This is a genomic window from Paenibacillus sp. LT-B23, assembly GCF_059417685.1.
The window spans coordinates 217,355-238,048 of record NZ_JBSQBM010000002.1 but is presented as its reverse complement, the minus strand read 5'-3'; the positions used below and the strand labels follow the sequence as shown (position 1 = coordinate 238,048).

Below are 20,694 nucleotides of genomic sequence, written 5' to 3'. Positions count from 1 at the left end.
AACAGCCGGATGTGGAACCGGTTCTACAGAGGGAATGATTCAAAGGATATTAGGGGGATTGTGGATGCAACAGGTTTTACAGGATGTGATCGGTGTAATTAACGACTTTTTCTGGTCCAAGTTGTTAATTGTCATGCTGATCACATTGGGGCTATTTTTTACGTTCCGCACTAAGGGTCTGCAAGTACGAATGATCGGAGACATGTTCCGGGTCCTCAAAGAATCAAAACGCGGCTCAAGGGACAGCATTTCGCCTTTCCAGGCATTTTGTATCAGCATGGCGGCACGCGTGGGTACGGGTAACATTACGGGGATTGCTCTTGCCATTGCGCTGGGCGGTCCGGGTGCGGTGTTCTGGATGTGGATCATTGCGATCATCGGCTCGGCTTCCAGCTTCGTCGAAAGTACATTAGCACAGGTATATAAAGTGAAGGACAAAGATGGATTCCGTGGCGGTCCGGCGTATTATATGGAGATCGGATTGAGAAAGCGGTGGATGGGTATCGTCTTTGCAATACTGATTACACTGAGCTTTGGTCTGGTCTTTAACGCGGTGCAGTCCAATACGATTACGCTGGCTTTTGAAAATGCCTTCGGCACGAGTCGGCTGGTTGTGGGTCTGCTGATGGCGGCTGTGTTTGCGGTCATTATTTTTGGGGGGATCAAGCGGATTGCCAAAATGTCCGAATATATCGTCATTGTACTGGCAGTGCTGTATATCGGAATTGCGCTGTTTATTGTAATCATTAATATTCAGCAATTGCCGCAGATATTGTCCCTGATTGTACGCAGTGCGTTCGGTTTCGAGCAGGTTGCGGGAGGCTCCATCGGGGCAGCTCTGATGCACGGCATCAAGCGTGGTTTATTTTCCAATGAAGCAGGAATGGGGAGCGCACCGAATGCGGCAGCTACGGCAGACACCAGCCATCCGGTCAAGCAAGGCTTGATCCAGGCATTCGGGGTGCTGACGGATACGCTTATTATATGTACGAGCACGGCAATGATTATTTTGTTATCCGGTGCGTATACGAAGCCGGGACTTAGTGGTATTGAGCTGACCCAGGCGGCTCTTAGTGTGCACATCGGCCCGTGGGCGTCCGGTTTTCTTGCCATCATGGTATTCCTGTTCGCTTTCAGCACATTGATCGGTAACTACTATTACGGTGAAACGAACATCGAGTTTATGAAATCCAAGAAAATCTGGGTATGGCTGTATCGCGCTGCTGTAATTGGCATGGTGATTTTCGGAGCGGTGGCCAAGGTGCAACTGGTGTGGGATTTGGCTGATTTATTTATGGGCATGATGGTTGTCGTCAATCTGATTGCCATTGCCCTTTTATCCCGAGTCGCTTTTGCAGCCTTAAAGGATTATTCACGGCAGAAAAAGGCGGGTCACGACCCTGTGTTCTACAAAGATAGCATTCCGGGGCTGGAGCAAGTGGAGTGCTGGGAGCGGGAAGCCAAGCTGTAAGACAACCTGATCACAAACTCGACATACCCATCTGATTGCGACTTGAACCATACGGGTAAAATACTTCTGTATAATGTAGATGAGAGACTGCGAATACAGGAGGGATATTGTGAACGTATTGGTGATTGGCGCAAATGGAAAAGTAGGCAGACATCTTGTTCGTCTGCTGGGTGAAAATGACTCGCATCGCGTAAAGGCGTTGATTCGCAATCAGGATCAGGCTGAAGTGCTTGAACGTTTGGGTGCGGAAACGGTGATCGCTGATCTCGAAGGAACGGTTGACGACATTGCCGCAGCCGTAAAGGGTAGCGATGCTATCGTATTCACGGCAGGTTCCGGTGGCAAAACAGGCGCGGACAAAACCCTGCTTATCGACCTCGATGGAGCAGTCAAGGCTATGGAAGCTGCCAAGCAGGCAGGCATTCGCCGCTTCATTATGGTCAGCGCAAGGCATGCGGAGAATCGGGAGCAATGGCCTGAGTCGATTAAGCCGTATTACGTGGCAAAGCATTATGCAGATCGCTTGCTGGAAGCGAGTAATCTGGATTACACGATCCTTCGTCCGGGTGGATTGACAGATGATCCCGGTATCGGAAAGGTCGCTACGGGAGATGATTCTTCCGTTAGCACCATTTCCCGTGAGGATGTAGCGGCAGTAGTGGTAGCGGCACTGGATGAACGGCAGACGTATCACCGTGCGATTAATCTGGCGTCAGGCAGCACGCCCATTGCTGAGGCTATCCGGCAGGGGTGATGGATAGAGGAACATTTGCATCATAGTTGGAGAGAGGCAGATCAACGGTAATATTCCGGGGTCTGCCTTTTTGCTGCGGAATATTTGCGAAAAGATTTGCTTAAAACTAATGATATTATTTATAATACTAATATAATTAGTTTTAATCAAGATGAGGAGATGAGACGGATGCGTGTTGTTCAGGTGCAGCATATAGTTCAATTGACGTTTCTGCCGAGGCTGTTCCCAGTGAATTGCTATTTGGTGCAGGAAAAGGAGGGGCTGACATTGATAGATGCCGGACTTCCTTATAGTGCAGATGGGATCGAAAAGGCTGCTGCGCGGATGGGGCAACCTATCATACGCATTGTGCTTACTCATGCTCATGAGGATCATGTGGGTGCGCTCGATAGGCTGAAGGAACGGTATTCGGATGCGCAAGTATTCATTTCCGGGCGGGATGCGCGGCTGTTAAAGGGGGATGTATCACTGGATGCGGGGGAACCGGATACTCCGATTCAGGGCAGTGTGCCCAAAAACATCCGTACACAGCCTGACGTTCTGCTGGAAGAAGGCGATCATGTGGGCTCGTTGCAGGCGATCAGTGCGCCGGGACATACGCCAGGCTCGATGGCGTTTTTGGATACTCGCACCCGTGCGCTGGTTGCGGGCGATGCGTTCCAGATTCGAGGCGGTGTGGCGGTGTCTGGGCAGTTCAAGCTGTGGTTTCCTTTTCCGGCACTGGCTACCTGGAACAAGGAAATTTCACTGGAAAGCGCCAAAAAGCTTGCGGGATTCAAACCATCTCTGCTGGCTGTAGGACATGGTAACCTGCTAGAACATCCACGGGACGCACTCGAACGGGCCATTCAGGAGATGGAGCGGCAATTTATGAAGAAATGATTCCATATTCAGCCAACTTTCAGCCAGAACTCACGATGCCCTCAGCTATGGCAGATACAATATGAGGAAAATAGATACAGAGAGAGGTGCATCGGATTTGAACGTGTGGAAAGAGAACCGCATAAAATATATACTTCTGTTCAGTCTCATATTGTGTGCTGTGGTTAGTGTGGTTTCGTTATGGAGTTATTCCGGCAGCTCGGCATCCCAGTCTGCGGCTGTTAGGCAGGGCCCGTCCGGCGGATTTGGGGGAGGCGGCGGACCTGGTGGAGGCATGAGAGCGCCGGGGCAACGTCCCTCGAACGGACAGACCGCTGGAAATCGTGGAGCAGGAAATGTAGGGCAGGATACCAGCTCCAATTCGACATCGACGGGTACCACGAACAGCTTGGACGGCAAGAGCCAAGGTACGACAGGCCAATCATCCGATTCATCCACCCAAGGTACATCGACATCGGGTGACAAAGGTACAACGACCGGGAATGACACGTCTACCTCCGGAGGCAACGGTGCTGTCAGAGATGGGCAACAGCGAGGTCCGGGCGGTATGTCCAGTAATGGCGGCCCTGGTATGAGCATGGGCGGACCCGGCGGTGGTATGAGTAGTGGAAGAGGCGGACAGTCTTCATCTGCTTCTGCGACTCCGCTGGCGATTTTTGCCGCTTTATTCTTCGGGGTGTTTGTATTCATTGTGTACCGTTTTCGGGCCAGCATATGGAAGATTGGGGAACGTAACCGGGGTCTGATGTTATGGACCGTGCTTGGCGTGGGATTCTTTTTAAGAATGGCGATAGCGCCGTGGATTTCGGGGCACATGGATTTAATGTTATTCCGTAACTGGGCTACAACGGCAGCGGACAGCTTAACGGGATTTTACACGAACGGATCAAGTGATTATCCGCCGTTCTATATTTATATTTTATATGTGATTGGTAAAATCGGTTCAACGGACGCTTTCAGTCCTTATATGTCGGTGCTGCTGCGGCTGCCCAATATATTGGCGGATATCGCGACAGCGTACATGCTGTATCGGTTGGCGAGCAAACGAGTTGGTTTTGGAATCAGCATCGGGCTGGCATTGTTCTATGTATTTAACCCGGCGGTATTTATCAATTCGACCTTCTGGGGACAAGTAGATTCATTCTTTACATTGCTGATTGTGGGTATGGTTGTGTTGTTGGTGGAAAACAGAGTAGGCTGGTCCACCGTATTGTTTACGATAGCGGTGCTGATGAAGCCACAGGGGATTATTTATGGTCCGATTCTGTTCTTCGAGCTGTTGAGACAACGTAAAATACAACCTTGGCTGCTGGCTATAGGTGGAGCGGTTGTGACGACAATTCTGGTTGTGCTGCCATTTTCGTGGGGGCAGGAGCCATTATGGCTGCTTGATTTATACCAAGGAACGGTCGGTGAGTATCCATATGCTTCCGTGAACGCGTATAACTTCTTCGCACTGATCGGTGGTAATTATACGCAGGATACGACGACGTTGTTCCTGTTCAGCTACCACACATGGGGTATGATCGGCATTGTGCTGGTGACTTTGTTTACGTGGTGGATGTATGCGCGCAGTGGCAAACCACAGTTTGTCGCCGCGGCTGCACTGGTACAAATTGCAGGCGTGTTCACTTTCGCTTCCAGCATGCATGAACGGTATCTCTTCCCGGCGGCAGCGTTGGCTGTACTAGCATATCTGTATTTGCGGGATCGGAGATTTTTATGGCTTGCGGGTGGATTCAGTCTCACGATTTTCCTGAACACCTTCGATATTTTCTATAGCTCCAATTCTCAGGACAGCTATGGAGTTATTCTATGTGTGACCTCGTTGTTGAACGTGCTGCTGTTTGGATATCTGGTCAAAGTGGTATGGGATTGCTCCAAGTCCACCACGATTCAGGCCGAGTCCTCCGAGCCCACGGTTGCACAGGAGCTTCCTTCCGGGAAGCACGTATGGGGAGCGTCTCCCCAAGGTGTGAACACAACGATTGAAAGATAGCCCATTGTAAAATAGGGTAAAAAACCGCCCTTTGGCGAAATGGAAGTGGCAGGTCAACCAACCACAAACCATTACGCCAAAGAAGCGGTTTTTTTGTTGCTCTTCATGCTAGAACAACATTGGATTGATGTTCCTCAATCTATATATTCGCTCAGTTTCTGTACATTGCAGATAGTAATCTCTCGTGTACCCTTAATATGAATAATCCCCAGTTGTTCAAATTTTGCGAATTTGCGACTGATGGTTTCGCGTGTGACACCAACATAATTCGCCATTTCTTCGCGTGAAAGAGGGAGATTTATTTTAATGTAGGAGCCGTCCGGCTTCCCGTATTTATGCCCAAGCTCAAGAATCATATAGGCGATACGAATTTCCGGGTCTTTGGTAGCCAGGCTTTGAGCCAGCTTTTCGGTATGTGCCAAGCGTTTAGTAATGGTTTTGAGCAGCTTCAAAGAGATATCGGGATTGTTGCGGATCAACTGCTCCATATCATCCTTGGTGAGCATACAAATATCCGTATTTTTTAAGGCATAGGCACTAAAATTACTCAGCTCATCACTGTTAAATATATTCAACTCGCCAAAAAAATCGCCAGTTGTCAGAATGTGCAGAATTTGTTCTTTGCCCTGAGGCGTCATCTTCAGAAGCTTGACATGCCCGCTTTTAATAATGTACAGCGTATCGGAAGCCTGTTCCTCCACAATCAAGGCCTCGCCTTTCTGATATTTTCGGTGTCGGATCATGGAGCTGACCTTACACAAATCTTCGCAGGACAAAGAGGAAAAGATAGGCACTTTGCGGGCACAGGGCTCCTTTTCGCATTGGCAGGGACAGGACATCTCATTCACATTCATTCACTCCATTCATAAACCGGAAACTACAGGTTATAGCGCATGGTTGTTATTCTGTATCATCTATTGGGGCAAAATGACTTTGATCCTCACCGCAGACTGGACAAACCCAGTCTTCTGGAAGATCCTCAAACGCTGTACCGGGCATAACGTCTTCATCGGGGTCACCGATAGCAGGATCATAAATGTATCCACAGGGCTGACATACATATTTTTTCATCTTTAGTTCTCCTTGTCATCCAAAATTTTTGTAAGCTCTGGTGCGTCCGGTTTGAGTCCCTGTATGATGGCTGTTTTGTATGGTAGTGAAGCAAGGGCATCCCCAAAGCCAATCACGCCGCAGATAGAGCCGTTTTGTATGAACATACGTGCATAAGAAGCTTGATTTTTAGTAATCAGGCTGGTGTCGCAGACTTGTTCATCTACTAGACCGATGGAAAAAAGAGGAGATTCATAGCAGTTCGAAAGGGTTACAGGGAGGGGACGCTGATAGCTGACGGATGCGCCCGCCATATTAGCGCCTGCTATTTTTCCCTGCTCCATTGCGCTTTCCCATAACCCATCTACTCTACTCTGAAATTCGGCTGCATCACCTGCTGCATAGATATTGGCGGAGCTGGTCTCCATCTGCGCATTCACCAGAATGCCTTGTCCAATATCAAGGCCGATTTGGCGAGCAAGCTCCGTATTCGGTACAATTCCGATAGAGTACACGACATGCTCGCAGGGGATAACAGAGCCGTTCTGTAGTTCCACACCTTCTACGTGATCTATGCCTTTAATACGTTTTACGCCTTGCCCAAGGTGTACCTGAGTACCCCGTTCGGTCATTCGATCGGTCAAAATAGAGGAGGCCTTTTCATCTAGCTGACGGGGCATAAGCCGCTGCGAAGCTTCCAGTATGGTTACAGAATACCCTGTTTGCTGGAAGGACCAGGCGGTTTCCACGCCTTGAATACCGCCGCCGATGATACATATCCGGTCTCCCTGTCGCAATTCCGCTTTAAGGCTATCTGCATCTTGTCGAAAACGGATATTGTGAACGTTCCTTAGTGAAGCTCCGTCCAGTGAAAGCTTACGGTTGTGGGCTCCTGTACACAGCAGCAGCTTGTCATAAGCAACGATTTGCCCGTTTGCTGTCTCAATGGTGCAGTCCTCTGCATGTATCGCGGTGACCTTTATGCCGGAATAAACATTAATTCGTTGATTGGTAAACCATTTTTCCTTTTTGATCAGGATTTTGTCGCTGTGCAGGTCAGTGAATAGTCCCTTGGAAAGCTTGACTCTGTTATATGGAAGGGATAATTCTTCCCCGTAAATAGAAACTTCGGCTAGCTCATCACGATCTCTAATCGCTTTCGCCGCGTTGACGGCGGCGACACTACCTCCGATAATAACGTAATGTTGGTTACCCATTCAGTATCTCTCCTATTCGCTATACGCTACTGTGTTTTAAATAACACTAAGCAGTAGATCTGAGACAAATTCAGCGGCATTTTTAATTTTCTTCACTTTTTCATCTTCTGTAGGAGAGAAGCGAATGCGTACCGGGAATTCCACATGCGTCATACCAGTCGACTTGATGACATCAGAAGTGCTTTGGACCTTCATATTAGTACGGATTAAGTAATCCTGTACGACTTCAATGGCTTCCCCGCTCCAGCCGTAGGAACCAAAGGCAGCAGCAAGCTTACCTTCCAGATTCATCTTTTGCATTTCTTGCAGCAGGTCTTCCAGCTTGCCCGTCATGTCCGCATATTTGGTAGAGCTACCGACGAAAACAGCATCCGCTGAGGCAATACTATTCAATATCTCCGTTTCATCCGCCTTATCTACATCCCATAGCTCCACCCTGATTTGGTTTTCCAAAAAGCAGTCTTTCAGGATGTTTGCCATTTTTTTAGTATTATTTTTTAAAGTGGCATAGACAATCGCTACTTTTTTATCATCCTTAGTTTCGGTACTCATAGAGGCGTACAAATCAATAAACTTGGCAATGTCATGTCGGATCGCGAAGCCGTGGGAAGGAGCAATCATCTCAATATCCAGGTCAGAAACAGCTTTGATTAATGTACGCACATATCTGCGATGTGGATGAATAATAGCCTGATAGTATCCGATAAAGTCTTCGGTAATGTCAAAACCGGCCTCATCGGCAAATAGATGCTCTACAGCCACGTGTGTACTGAAAATATCACAAGGGAACAAGATTTTATCTTCTATGCAGTACGTAATCATGGTTTCTTCTGTATGGAGGTAAGGTGTTTCCTTGAACAGCAGCGTCTTGCCTCCAATATCCAGTTGATCCCCGTCCTTGATCACCAGGAAGTTGCGATGCTGAAGCTTGTACATTTGTTGAATTTCCGGAACAGCAATCTCAGTGCAGACAATCGTAGCGTTCGTTGCTTTGGAAGCAAGTGCCGCCAATCCGCCTGAGTGATCTGGTTCCGTGTGATTGACGATAATATATTGAATGTCCAGCGGATCGATCAATTCGGTTACAGCTTCGGCAAATTCTCTACCGAACGCCATATCCACGGTATCCACAATGGTTGGTTTTCCAGTTTTCAATAGATATGCATTATATGTTGTACCCTTAGATAGTAGAAGACGATGAAAGGGAACCTCACGATTATCAATTTTTCCTACCCAATAAATATCCTTTGCCAGTTGAAATCCAGGCTTCATAGGAACAACCTCCTGCTTGTTTTTGTTTGTCTAACACAATTCGATTCTAGTTGGATGTGTCGATGAAAAAGATGATTGAAATCAAATTTTTGAATATTTAAAAGTATTTTTTACTTAAATTTATATTTGTGATTGCAATCACAAGGCGAGCGTAATAATCAAATACAATAAGACCATATAGATGGAAACCTGAGAACATGCCAGGTATCTAATCCATCCTAGGCAAATCCAATTTCAAACAGGAGAGTGAACCTACATGAAAAAATCAAACCTCATTCAGTTTCAGGAATATAAAGAAGCTGCGTTTACAAAACGAATTGTGCATAAGGAAGCCGACAATGTAATTTTTATTCTCAACTTTACTCCTAATGCTGAGTTGCCAACACATAATCATCCAGGAGCAAATGTATATTTGCTTGTTCTTGAAGGTAACGGTACTGTAACTGTGAATGGTGAAGAAACGGAAGTTGTCCAAGGGGATATGATCCATGTTACAGGAGATGAGCGCTTTTCCTATCGCGGTGGTGCGGAGGCGAATTCCAGCCTGCATGTGGTGTTGACCAAAACGCCAAGTGAAAGCTATGCGCAAAATATATAAAGAGGGTACATCACCGTAGCTATATAAATTATAAAAATAAAAAGTGTTAAATTTTTTTACGCATATATTGATAATGAATATCATTATCAAATTATTGAAAGAGGTGTTTGTGGCCGATGCAGACAGTAGATTACACACAGGTGCCAGGGCACTGGATATTGGCAAGTCTCGGTAAGCGCGTGCTCAGGCCTGGAGGGCTGAAAACGACACGCTGGATGATAGAAGGGCTAAACGTAACCGGGAAAGATGAGGTTATTGAGTTTGCTCCCGGATTGGGCCTAACTGCACAAATGACACTGCAACTGAATCCCCTCCGTTATATTGCGATTGAACAGAATGAGAAGGCGGCTTCTATCGTGAAAACGTATGTAAGCGGAGCAAACCGGGAAGTGATTATTGCCGATGCTGAACAGGTTCCGTTGCCGGATGCCTCTGCAACGGTGGTATATGGGGAAGCTATGCTGACTATGCAGACAAGGGCCAAAAAAGCACAGATTATTTCGGAAGCCAAGCGACTACTGAAACCGGGCGGGAAGTATGCTATCCATGAGATGTGCTTTGCTTCAAATCATATTGAGCCTGAGCTCAAAAAGCAGATTAACAAGGATTTGGCTGTAGCCCTGAGAGTTAATGCGACACCGTTGACGGTATCGGAATGGGAACAACTGCTGAAAGAGGAAGGCTTTAAGGTTCTAAAAATCTATACGGCTCCCATGCATTTACTGCATCTGCCGCGTATAATTCAGGATGAGGGTTGGTTGAGATTTGGCAAAATTGCCTTTAACCTAATGCGAAACCGCGCTGCCCGAGCTAGAGTTATGGGTATGCGCAAACAATTTGTAAAGCATGCCGACCATCTGCAAGCGGTCAGTATAATCGCTGAACGATAGTCTGAAGTCCCGAATAGGAGAATAATGAAGCTTTTTTGGGCAAACAGGAATAAAGGAGACGAAACCCCAACCAGGGATTCGTCTCCTTTTGTGAATTTGCTGCTATGTCAGACTAATTTTATTTTGAAGATTTTAATTTTGGTTATAGATTCTGTACAGGAATACGGCAGCCTCTGCACGAGTGGTTGGTGCTTTAGGGGCTATTTTGCCATCTGAACCTGTAATGAGTCCTTCTTGAACCAGCGCTGCCAGACTTGAAGCAGCATAACCAGCAATATCTGCGCGATCACTGAAGGATTCCAGTACAGCCGTCGAAGAAGTAGTCGCCCGTTTATTTGCTTTTTGCAGGGCTTTGTCCGTCAAGACCATCATATCCTGTCTGGATATAGGGGCATTGGGATTAAATTTGTTGTCACCGGAGCCGCCTGCGATACCCAGTTTTTTGGCTATGCCTGCTGCTTCGTAGTAATAGCTTCCTTGTTTAACATCGGCAAAGTTGCTATCGAAGTTTGTGCTTAGTCCCAATGTTTTCACCAATAGTGTCAGATATTCCGCCCGTGTGATCTTGGCCGCAGGGGAGAACCTAGTATCCGTTGTACCATTGATGACTCCCTTGGAAGACAGTACCTCAATTTGTTTCTTGGCCCAAACATATTGACTCAAATCCTGAAAGGATTTTTCGACATAGGCTACAGCATATTGGCTAAAATGATGAGTGGAAAAGCTGACTTGTCCAGTTACCGCGTCATATTTTCCTGAAGTCACCGGAGTAGCATGGCCTGCTGCATCTACATATTGGATGACAATATGTTCTGGGTTTTTCAGCTCGGCTGCTGTAGGTGTATAAGGAATAGCTACAGTTACAGCTGCATTGTTGTTACTCCAAGGCAATAGCTTGCCGTTTGCTTTCAGGTTCAGCTCGACGGAAGGGCGAGTACCAATGTTGGACTTCGCTTGTACATCCAGCTTGTTTTTGCTGCCGGAGCTTAATTCCAGCGTAATATTTTGTGCTCCTGCTGCTCCAGCCGTTCCAAGCAGGTTACCTGGCAGGGTTACAACTGCGATACCCGTTTTGATTTTAATGGCACGGGAAGCATCCGCTGCGGTTACAAAGCTTGCTGGCAGTGTCAGCTCATAGAATTTCGCTTGATTGGATTCCACGGTGACCTCTACAGTTTTCATTCCTTTGCCATCCGCTTGGGATGCATCGAAGGCGTTGTTCAGGAAGTCAGAATCCATCGTGATCGTAGCTACACCTGTGCTGGTGTTCAGCTTGGTACTAAATGATTCAATGGCATTACCTTTGGCATCCAACACGCGGACAGACGAGGTTGTGCTCGGCGTCCCGGCTGTGGAGTTGCTGCTGGAACTACTGGAACTGCTCTCTGTACCGCTACCAGTAGTTCCACTGCCTGTGCTAGTACCAGGACTAGAGCCAGTGTCAGTATCCGTGCTGTCGTCGTCATCTTTGTTGCTGCTTGTGTCAGAAATGTTAATCATCATTACAGCATCGTCGCCTTTATCGAATTGCACGAACAACGGAAGGCTACCCTTCGGCTGTGTTGCCAGATACTCTTTCTTAATCGTGAGCACATCCTGGTTTACAGTGTAGGCCGCTTCTCCAATGGATGCCCCTTCCAGCTTGATATCTGTAATAGACGATGCACTGTTCCAGGTGATGGTCGTTTCTACATCTGCCTGATTGCTCGCTTTTTTGTCAAAGCTGGCTGTTTTCGGGCTGATGCTTGCATCTACCTCTACAGGATTTTGGATGGCCCGAATGGTCAATACCGCTTTGTCTCCAAAGTCAAAGAGCAATTCAACACTGACGGTGTCGCCTTCTTTCAGGTTTAAGCCGGAAAGGAAGCCCTTTTTCAGCGTCAGAGTATTTCCGTCAACGGTATAATCATGACCTTGGATCAGAGCGTCCCTGTCATAAACGGCTTCCGTGACACTTCGACTAGGGCCCTGGTTCACTGCATAGACTGCTTGCGTCACACTTCGGGCATCGTTCCAGGTAATTCCAGTAGTCACATCCGATGGAGCATCAAGGTTGAAATTGCGTGATGTTGGACTGATGACGGCCGGGGTGACCAAAATAATCACTTCACCCGACGAAAGAACCTCTATTTGTCGAACCCCGGCTTTGGTTACTCCGGTTTCATCCTTGGCATCTGCATACACAATATACTTGCCAGCCTGTGGCACCTGCCACTGGTAGGCATTGCCCGAAGCATAAGCGTCGAGCGTTACTGTTTGTTGTGTACTTTCATTCCACGCCCGGAAGGAGTAGGATTTGTTCCCGATCCCGCCAGTAGCCTCAGCACTCAAAGCAATGGTGCTTTCTGAAGCTTCATGATGGGCTTTGAGGTGTACGGATAATGGCGTATACACCTTAAATGGAATGGAGTTGCTTCCGGCGTACTCTTCTGCCGCAGAACCCTGCCAACCGTAAAGGGTAAGATTTTGAGTGTCATTAAACGCTCCCCAGCCGATGCTGGACACGCCTTCGCCCAAAATCACCGTTCTGAGATTGGGAGAACCGACAAAGGCAAGATCTCCAAGTGTCATATTACTATCCAAAATAGCAACGGTTTTCAAATGACCAGAGAAGGCGAAGGCCCAGTCATTGATTTTCTCAATACCGCTTCCCATTACAAGTGTTTCTATACCGGTATCTGAAAAGGCGAAGCTACCAATTCTGGTTAAGCTATCAGGCAGTTTCACGGATTTCAGATTTACTGTACCGTTAAAAGCAGAAGTACCAATGGTCAACAATCCCTCAGGGAATTGAATATCCGTCAGGAACTGCGCTCTTTGGAAAGCGTAATTGCTGATTTCCTTTACAGTTGCCGGGATCTCATACACAGGCTCCGGTTTAGCTACAGGATATAAAATCAGGTTCGTTTTCGCTTTATTCAATAATACGCCGTCTTCGCTGGTATACGAAGTATTGTCTGGGTCTACGTTAACACCCTTGATCATCAGTGAGCTGGCAAAAGGGTTACCGCCGATGGAGGTCACGCCTTTTCCGATATTCACGATGGATAGTCGCTCGGAATTAGCCAGCACGTTGCTGCCAAGGGACTCCACTTGATCCGGGATCGTGATTTCTATCAAGCTGCTGTTATATTGGAAAGCATAGTCGCCAATTTTTTTGACTCCTGTACCCAAATCAATATTCGTCAGTCTGACATTATAAGCGAAGGCATAATCACCCAGCGTTTCTACCCCGGCTCCCAGTTTCACCGTTGCCAGTTTGGCAGTACGGATGAAAGCCCCGTTTCCGATTGTTTTTACACTGTCCGGAATGGTGAGGGAGAGCAAGCTAAAGCTGGAATCAAAAGCCTGCTTTCCAATAGTCTGCAAACCATTAGGCAGGGTAATCACACTCAGGTTAGCGGCAGAATGGAAAGCAAAATCTTCAATTTTAGTAACTGTATCTGGTACGGTATAGGTATCTCTGCCATGTCCCGCCGGGTAACGGATCAAGGCTGTTTTGTCCTTGTTAAAGAGTCCCCCGTCCTGACTTGTGAAGGCTGGATTCTCAGCCGAGACTTCAATGTTTTTCAAGCTTGAGCCTTCTGTACTGTCAAATACTTGTTGGCCTAACTCAGTGAGGCCCTTCCCAATGGTAACATTGGCCAGTTTTGAATTCTCGGCAAATGCTGAGTAACCCAAGGTGGTCACGCTGTCCGGGATGGCAACGGAAGAAATCAATGTTTCTGCAAAGCCCCTTTGCCCAATGGTGAGCAGCCCGCTGCCCAATTTGACGGAAGCGATACGGCTTCCCCAGAAGGCCTCATCCCCAATGGAAGTAACAGAGTCCGGTATTTCAATAGACCCAATTGTTGAGGAAGAGAATGCCGCACGACCAATCGAGGCCAGGTGGCTTGGTAGCTTAATTTCTTTCAAGCTTGTCGTAAGGAAAAATGCCCCGTCGCCGATTTCCGTTACACTGTCCGGGAGGTTAATTGAACCCAGAGCACGGGTTTCCCGGAAGGCGCCCTGATTAATTCGGGTTAAACCATCCGGCAGATGCATCGCTTTCAGAGCTGTGTCACGGGCAAAGGCATTATCGCCGATTTCCTTCACCGTGCTTGGCAGCGTAATTTGTTCAAGTTTGGCGAGATCGGAAAAGCTGCTTTCCCCGATCACTTCCAGTCCCTCCGATAAGGTGACAACTTTAAGCTCCTTGTTATAGGCGAATGCCGCCCTGCCGATTTTTTTCACCGAGGCCGGAATCTTCACGGACAAAATATCTTCACGGTAGGCAAAGGCTTCTTCGCCGATTTCAGTAATATTGTCAGGTATGACAATATGACCGCCAGAGCCGGTGTAGCTTGTTAGTACACCATTTACAACGGTAAATTCGGCATTGGAGACTCCTTCTACAGTGATTCGGCTGGTAGCGGATTTACCGGATGCAGTTGCTGTAATGGTTGTAGTACCTGCAACTTTTGCTTTTACCAATCCATTTTGATCCACACTGGCAACCGACTCATTGGAGCTTGTCCAAGTGATCGGACCTGACACAACTTCAGGATTGGTTGTGGCCTTCAAGGATTTGTTAGAGCCAACCGTTATATTCAACGCGGTCCGGTTCAGTACAATACCTTGACTTCCAATAGGTGTGACTGTGATCTGGCTGGAAGCAGTCTTTCCATTGGAAGTGGTGACAGTAATCTTGGTCGTTCCGACACTCACCGCTGTAACGGCTCCTTCTGTATCCACAGTCGCTACCGCCGGATCAGAGCTTGTCCAGGCAAGTGCTTGGTACGTGGCATTTACTGGTGTAATATTTGCCTTCAAATCCTCGGTTGTACCGACAGTTAAGGATAGAGCAGCTTTATCCAGCGTAATGCCTTCTGTTCCAACAGGCTCAAGAACAATACTTGCGCTACTGCTATTGAATGCATAGTCGAACATGTCTACGTAGATTTTGTCCGTAGGAAGACCATGCTTTGTCAGCTTGTCCTTCAGATCTGATATGTCCATCGTCACGGTATTGACGGACGTTCCGTTCGCCAGCTTTTCATCGGCATCCTTGATAGCCACCAGATCGGACAATGCGCCACCATTCGCTGTGGCTAATTGCAACCCGCTGGTATAGTGGTTATCCTTGATGATCATTTTCAGGTACGTTTTATCATTTTCTTTATAAATGCTGTAATCGGCCAGTTGAGGGCCTGTTTTGTCATAGGCAAAATCAAAGGTCCATGAATCGGTTCCCTGACCGTTGGTACCTGCGACCACTCCAGTTACCTTAAAGGTATAAATACCTTCGGGCACCTCATTATTATTTTGGTCAAGACCGTCAAAGGATGGTTTATCGTTCAGAAGAGCCTCGGCCCAGCTAACTACCCCGGAGCTTACATAATATAGCGATTTAGGCACATGTGAATAATCGAATTCCTTGACGATATTCCCGTCTTGGTCTGTAATGGTATATTTCAGGCTTTCCGCATTACGCAAAAGACCTGTTGCCACTCCAAGTATTTTGTATGAATTACCCAGACTTCTAGGCGAAATAGCGAATTTCTCCGGCATGACACCCCAGTCTTGATCGAGCGCCAGAGCTATTTGGTTTTGACCCAGAAGATAGCCTTGCCCAGGATACAAATTATAAGGAGCGCTGCCTTTCATGGAGTAGCCATCCTTACCGTATTCCGTACCATCGAAAATGCGTGCTTGTCCCCAATCTCCATAGAAGCCGACAAACGGCAGAGAGAGGTTGACACCTTTTTCCGCATTCAGCATAACGAAGCCGTCAATAAAGGTTCCGTTTTTCGTCGCTTGGTCAAACTGTGCTTTGAGTGCATCCGACAGCGTAATTTTCACGGTGATGCTTGCTGTGCCATGTGCAGGTACGTTTACTTTTCCGTCCGTTGCACCGTTGTATTGTATTTGGATACCCTTTCCGGCATAGTCTGTTGAACGCTGTGCGAAGAGGTTGTTGCCACCCTTGTTTACGATTTTTTCCGATAAAGCCGCTGTATTCAGGTTGTAGGTCAATGCCTGATCCGAAATGCTGTGGATATCAAAGGTAAAGGAGTATGCTCCTGCTTTGTTGTAGCCCAGCTCGGCTTTAGGTCTGTCATTACCCTGTACAGTCAAATAGGCTCCGGTAGTGACTGCTCCGTTCACATTGGCCAAGCCCGCGCCTTGCTTACGGGGAGAATAATATTCCTGATCCTCGTCCTTGACTGGATGGGCAGTGCTCATCAGCAGGGTATGTACCAGCTTTTCCCGTTCAATAGGGTCTGAAATATTCAGTTTGCTGGTAACATACTCTTTCACCAAGGCTTCGGCTCCGGCGATATGAGGAGATGCCATAGACGTACCGCTCATATTTTCATATTTATTGCCGGGAACGGTAGAGTAAATATTTTCACCGGGCGCAGTGATTTCCGGTTTCAGTTTTAAGTCCGGCGAAACGCCCCATGAAGAAAATTCCGACATTTTATATGCATCCGCATTGGGCGCGTCTGTCTTGAATTTTTCATCCAGCGTCAGTTGTTTATTTGCCAATTCCAACAGATACAATCCGTCATCCTTGGTAATGGATACGGCTGGAATGTAGTAGGAGCTAACATCCATGTTGGCTCTGCCTGATTCATTATCATAAATAACGGTAGCTACGGCACCAGCAGCATACGCAGCGCCCACCTTTTGCTGGAAGCTTATTTGGTCGCCACGGGATATCAAGGCTATTTTACCTTTTAAATCCCCCGCCTTTTTAATGTCTTCCGCAGTTCCAAAACCGGCATCTACATAATCATATGTACGGTTTAGTGCCTGTATTTTGGGGTCAGCGGCAGTGGAGGTGTCGTTGAATATAATCTTTCGATCCCCTGCGAGAATATAAGGGGCATCTGATGTAGCGGTATTAATCATACTTGCTACGGATAAAGCAGCATCGTACGTGGAAGGAGCAGAAACAATTGAATTGTCAGGCTCGTTCGCATAGGGAAGGTTGGAACCGGACTGATTTTGATACGCGGCGCTGTAACTGTTTCCGGCAGCTACCACAAGATTGATTCCAGCGTTCGCAATTCTGCTGTACATGTCATCCTTACTTGCTTCCCCGGCTGTGGAAAAGCCTGCATTGGAACCAAGACTCATATTGATGACATCTGCCCCCATTTTAACGGAATCATCCAAGGCGGCGATAATGTCAGCATCCGTGGTAAATCCATTGAGATCATCGAACACCTTCATGATCATTAATTGGGCATCAGGAGCAATCCCTTTTAATTTATCACCGTTAGCGGCGATGGTGCCTGCCACATGGGTACCGTGGGCGTTATCCGAACTGGCAGAAGGAATGACATTAGTGTCTTTATCTGCGTAGTCATAGGCGAAAGGAACTTTATCATCCATGTAGACATCATCTATGCTTACTTTGCCAGCAGACATATCAGCACTGCTCAGAATGTCGCTAACCTTTTGGCGGGTATGTTTCAGGGTCAACGCGGGAGGCATATGCATGGAAAATGCTTCATGCTTCCAATCCAGACCGGTGTCGATGACAGCTACAGTGGTTCCTTTTCCTGTATATCCGGCTGCAATAGCCTCAGGGGAACCGATCATCGCGGAGCTATTGGCCATATAAGTCTCCATGGACTGTTTAGGCACGACTTTTTCGTATTTATTGGCTACCCATGCGTTTTTCACGCCAGGTAATTTTCGAATTTCTTTCAGCTCCTGGTAGTCTACCTTTACCGAAATCGCATTCATAACCATGTAATAATCGTAAATGACTTCCGGTTTGGGAGCCAAGACTTTGCTTAAGCCTAAAGCACCTAACGAAGAGGAGTCTTTGATGGAGAGGGCGCGAATCTGGTTTTTTACCGATTCATGCTGAGTTGCAAGCGTACGCTCACTGCTTTTCAGAGCGTTCAGTTGATTGCCGAAAGCTTTGGGAGAAGCGCGGGAGATGAGCGGGGCTCCTTGTAATTCCACAATCACGGTTACTTTCCCTGTGGGTTCGTAGGTGGCTTGTGTTACGTTGGTTTCTTCTGATCTTTCATAGGTTGCTTCTGCAACGGACTTCTTGGCTGTTCCGTTGTTATTTAGGGTCCCGTTTTCTAGCTTTTCTTTAAAGCTAGGTTCACTAGGGTCTGCGTTCGCTATTGCACTGGTTGTTTGATCTGCACTAGCTAGTGCGGGCACAGCGTTATTCTTATCTGTGGCTGATGCCGCCAAGCCTATTCCTGCGGCAAACAGGGTGTTGCTTACGAGTAAGGCGATGAGAAAGCCTGCAATCCATTTTTTCTTCCAAACCTTCAGCAATCTTGTTCCCTCCTGAAAATATATTGGTATAGTAAAAAAGATCCAGCAGGATCCATTGATATACATCACCACTCACCCGAAATGATAATGATTATCGTTATCAATATACTTAATAATGATAGAAAGAGTCAATAACGTATTTTTAAAATTTTGAGTATTATAGGATTTGATCGTGTTGTGGAGGTGTGATGCAGGTTGTTTTCAAGCGATTCTCGGAGTCTATGAAATCGGGAAAAAGATAGGAAAGGAAAGTTGTGTGGAAAGCCGCCCGGCACAAGTGCTCAAGCGGCTTTGGGGGTGCTGCTCACACTCCGGAATACGACATAAACCCGCCGTCTACCGGGATCACTGTCCCTGTAACAAAGCCGGATGTTTGTTCATCCACGAGCCATAGCAGAGTGCCAAGCAGATCGTCCGGTACGCCGAAGCGGCGCATGGGGGTATGGGAGATGATTTTATCCGCACGTTCAGTGAGGGAGCCGTCCTCGTGGGTGAGCAGCCTGCGGTTTTGCTCTGTGAGAAAAAAGCCAGGTGCTATAGCGTTGACGCGTATACCCGCTTCGGCCAGATGGACAGCCAGCCATTGTGTGAAGTTATTAATAGCAGCCTTGGCTGCGCTGTAAGCCGGAACCTTGGTCATCGGGCTGGGGGCGCTCATGGAAGAAATGTTCAGGACAACTGCTCCTGCGCGTCCAGTCATACGCTGTGCGAATATTTGTGTCGGAATAAGCGTTCCAATGAAATTCACGTCCAGCACTTGGCGAAAACCCGGGATGCTCAGTTCAAAGAAGGTGGTGATATTCGGCTGCGTCAGATCCTCCAGCCGGAAGGTTTCGCGGGTTGTATTGGCGCTCGCGTGATTCCCTCCGGCTCCATTGACCAGAATGTCACATGCGCCGAATTGGTTGCGTACGGCCTGCTCTGCCTGCTGTACGCTGGCGGCATCGGTAACGTCGCAGGCTACAGCTATCGCTTCTCCGCCTGCGTCTTGAATGTCTCTGACTACACGCAGGCCCTTCGCTTCTGTTCGGTTCAGAATGGCGACCTTCACGCCTTGCCTTGCCAGCTCGCGGGCCATCGTGCTGCATAGAACACCTGCGCCGCCTGTAATCACGGCTGTTTTGCCTGCTAATGAAGGATGTAGGGGTTGTGTGCTCATAAGGCGGACTCCTGTGTCTTGGCTGATTCGAGTTGCGTTTGGGTCCGTTTCAATGCCAGTGCATCCCACAATCCCCATAAATACATAATGCCGAGTGCGCGATCATACAGTCCATATCCGGGTCTGCACTCCTCTCCCCACAAGTGACGACCGTGGTCGGGTCTGACGTAGCCCGTGAAGCCAACATCATGATACGCCTGAACGATGCCTGCAATATCGACGGTTCCATCCTGAGTTCGGTGAGATGTTTCGATGAAGTCTCCGTTGGCGGACACACGCACATTGCGGATATGAGCAAACGGAATACGATCCTTGAACTCATAAATCATGGAAACGATTTCATTTTTAGGGTTGGCTCCCAGCGAGCCAGAGCATAGGGTAATCGCGTTCGCGGGACTGTCGTACAGCGCCAGCAGCCTGCGCAAATGAGCCTGGCTTGTGATGATGCGTGGCAGTCCGAATACAGACCATGGTGGATCGTCGGGGTGGATAGCCATCCGAATGCCGCTGCGTTCGGCGGCGGGAATAACGGCCTCCAGAAAGTAGGCCAGATTCTGCCACAGGTCATCTTCCGTGACGTGGGTATACGCTTCAAACAAAGTCGTCAGATGCTCCAATCGCTCCGGTTCCCAGCCGGGCATGGTTAACGAGCTGTTTTCGTTAATTCGGCGTACCAGCTCGAACGGATCAAGACCTTCAATTCGTGACTTCTCGAAGAAGAGAGCCGTCGAGCCATCCTCCAGTTCCTTATGCAGATCGGTGCGCAGCCAGTCGAATATGGGCATGAAATTATAGCAGACGACCTTGACGCCGTGCTGCCCGAGCTTTTCCAACGTGCGTATGTAGTTGCTGATATACAAATCGCGTGTCGGCCGTCCGAGCTTGATATCTTCATGCACATTCACACTTTCTACGACCTCATGGTGAAAACCGGCCTGTACAGCTTGCTCCTGAAATGCCACAATACGTTCCAAAGGCCATTCTTCTCCGGCCGGGATATCGTGCAGCGCCCACACGAGTCCTTCTACCCCCGGAATTTGTCGGACTTGTTCCAGTGTTACTGTATCGTTACCTTCACCGAACCAACGAAATACCATGCGCATGCTT

13 protein-coding genes are annotated in these 20,694 nt (G+C 47.9%); 6 read left to right on the top strand and 7 right to left on the bottom strand.

Annotated elements, in window-relative coordinates; translation table 11 throughout:
* The first annotated feature begins 64 nt into the window (after window positions 1-64).
* The 4 genes from ACWXW9_RS03735 (at window position 65) to ACWXW9_RS03720 (ending at window position 5,106) form a co-directional block, all read left to right on the top strand.
* Complete coding sequence (locus tag ACWXW9_RS03735) at window positions 65-1,471, top strand: alanine/glycine:cation symporter family protein (protein WP_494928330.1); 1,407 nt, start codon at window positions 65-67, stop codon at window positions 1,469-1,471.
* Window positions 1,472-1,580: 109 nt separating this feature from the next.
* The gene (locus ACWXW9_RS03730; RefSeq protein ID WP_494928329.1) at window positions 1,581-2,225 is read left to right on the top strand and encodes an SDR family oxidoreductase; all 645 of its coding nucleotides are present in this window, start codon (window positions 1,581-1,583) and stop codon (window positions 2,223-2,225) included.
* A gap of 168 nt (window positions 2,226-2,393) precedes the next feature.
* Window positions 2,394-3,107, top strand: a complete 714-nt coding sequence (locus ACWXW9_RS03725; RefSeq protein WP_494928328.1) for an MBL fold metallo-hydrolase — start codon at window positions 2,394-2,396, stop codon at window positions 3,105-3,107.
* 274 nt (window positions 3,108-3,381) lie between these two features.
* On the top strand, window positions 3,382-5,106 hold the full coding sequence (locus ACWXW9_RS03720; RefSeq protein WP_494928516.1) for a glycosyltransferase 87 family protein: 1,725 nt from the start codon (window positions 3,382-3,384) through the stop codon (window positions 5,104-5,106).
* 134 nt (window positions 5,107-5,240) lie between these two features.
* On the opposite strand, the gene ACWXW9_RS03715 is transcribed toward ACWXW9_RS03720, so the two are convergent.
* The 4 genes from ACWXW9_RS03715 to ACWXW9_RS03700 all read right to left on the bottom strand — a co-directional run bounded on the left by ACWXW9_RS03715 (window position 5,241) and on the right by ACWXW9_RS03700 (window position 8,645).
* Window positions 5,241-5,945: a Crp/Fnr family transcriptional regulator gene (locus ACWXW9_RS03715; protein WP_494928515.1), complete on the bottom strand. Its 705-nt coding sequence runs from the start codon at window positions 5,943-5,945 to the stop codon at window positions 5,241-5,243.
* Between the two features lie 61 nt (window positions 5,946-6,006).
* Window positions 6,007-6,177, bottom strand: a complete 171-nt coding sequence (rd, locus tag ACWXW9_RS03710) for a rubredoxin (protein WP_007432984.1) — start codon at window positions 6,175-6,177, stop codon at window positions 6,007-6,009.
* Window positions 6,178-6,179: 2 nt separating this feature from the next.
* Window positions 6,180-7,373 (bottom strand): NAD(P)/FAD-dependent oxidoreductase, encoded by a 1,194-nt coding sequence (locus ACWXW9_RS03705; RefSeq protein ID WP_494928327.1) that lies wholly within the window; start codon window positions 7,371-7,373, stop codon window positions 6,180-6,182.
* A 36-nt stretch (window positions 7,374-7,409) separates the two neighbouring features.
* A complete protein-coding gene (locus ACWXW9_RS03700; protein WP_494928326.1) occupies window positions 7,410-8,645 on the bottom strand; it encodes an FprA family A-type flavoprotein in 1,236 nt (411 codons plus the stop codon).
* A gap of 256 nt (window positions 8,646-8,901) precedes the next feature.
* On the opposite strand from ACWXW9_RS03700, the gene ACWXW9_RS03695 reads away from it, so the two are divergent.
* Both ACWXW9_RS03695 and ACWXW9_RS03690 read left to right on the top strand, forming a co-directional pair.
* Entirely contained in the window at window positions 8,902-9,243 is a 342-nt protein-coding gene (locus ACWXW9_RS03695) for a cupin domain-containing protein (RefSeq protein WP_494928325.1), read from the top strand.
* A gap of 116 nt (window positions 9,244-9,359) precedes the next feature.
* Window positions 9,360-10,133: a class I SAM-dependent methyltransferase gene (locus ACWXW9_RS03690; RefSeq protein ID WP_494928324.1), complete on the top strand. Its 774-nt coding sequence runs from the start codon at window positions 9,360-9,362 to the stop codon at window positions 10,131-10,133.
* 132 nt (window positions 10,134-10,265) lie between these two features.
* On the opposite strand, the gene ACWXW9_RS03685 is transcribed toward ACWXW9_RS03690, so the two are convergent.
* The 3 genes from ACWXW9_RS03685 to uxuA all read right to left on the bottom strand — a co-directional run bounded on the left by ACWXW9_RS03685 (window position 10,266) and on the right by uxuA (window position 20,690).
* Complete coding sequence (locus ACWXW9_RS03685) at window positions 10,266-18,428, bottom strand: leucine-rich repeat protein (protein ID WP_494928323.1); 8,163 nt, start codon at window positions 18,426-18,428, stop codon at window positions 10,266-10,268.
* A gap of 304 nt (window positions 18,429-18,732) precedes the next feature.
* Entirely contained in the window at window positions 18,733-19,587 is an 855-nt protein-coding gene (locus ACWXW9_RS03680) for an SDR family oxidoreductase (RefSeq protein WP_494928322.1), read from the bottom strand.
* The gene (gene uxuA, locus ACWXW9_RS03675) at window positions 19,584-20,690 is read right to left on the bottom strand and encodes a mannonate dehydratase (RefSeq protein WP_494928514.1); all 1,107 of its coding nucleotides are present in this window, start codon (window positions 20,688-20,690) and stop codon (window positions 19,584-19,586) included. The genes ACWXW9_RS03680 and uxuA overlap by 4 nt, the downstream gene beginning before the upstream one ends.
* Between the last annotated feature and the right edge of the window lie 4 nt (window positions 20,691-20,694).

Bases quoted from the DNA above. Each gene is read 5' to 3' on its own strand.
- ACWXW9_RS03705 (WP_494928327.1), bottom strand. From the start codon at position 7,373: ATGGGTAACCAACATTACGTTATTATCGGAGGTAGTGTCGCCGCCGTC.
- ACWXW9_RS03735 (WP_494928330.1), top strand. From the start codon at position 65: ATGCAACAGGTTTTACAGGATGTGATCGGTGTAATTAACGACTTTTTC.
- uxuA (WP_494928514.1), bottom strand. From the start codon at position 20,690: ATGCGCATGGTATTTCGTTGGTTCGGTGAAGGTAACGATACAGTAACA.
- rd (WP_007432984.1), bottom strand. From the start codon at position 6,177: ATGAAAAAATATGTATGTCAGCCCTGTGGATACATTTATGATCCTGCT.
- ACWXW9_RS03680 (WP_494928322.1), bottom strand. From the start codon at position 19,587: ATGAGCACACAACCCCTACATCCTTCATTAGCAGGCAAAACAGCCGTG.
- ACWXW9_RS03695 (WP_494928325.1), top strand. From the start codon at position 8,902: ATGAAAAAATCAAACCTCATTCAGTTTCAGGAATATAAAGAAGCTGCG.
- ACWXW9_RS03725 (WP_494928328.1), top strand. From the start codon at position 2,394: ATGCGTGTTGTTCAGGTGCAGCATATAGTTCAATTGACGTTTCTGCCG.
- ACWXW9_RS03715 (WP_494928515.1), bottom strand. From the start codon at position 5,945: ATGTCCTGTCCCTGCCAATGCGAAAAGGAGCCCTGTGCCCGCAAAGTG.
- ACWXW9_RS03720 (WP_494928516.1), top strand. From the start codon at position 3,382: ATGAGAGCGCCGGGGCAACGTCCCTCGAACGGACAGACCGCTGGAAAT.
- ACWXW9_RS03700 (WP_494928326.1), bottom strand. From the start codon at position 8,645: ATGAAGCCTGGATTTCAACTGGCAAAGGATATTTATTGGGTAGGAAAA.
- ACWXW9_RS03690 (WP_494928324.1), top strand. From the start codon at position 9,360: ATGCAGACAGTAGATTACACACAGGTGCCAGGGCACTGGATATTGGCA.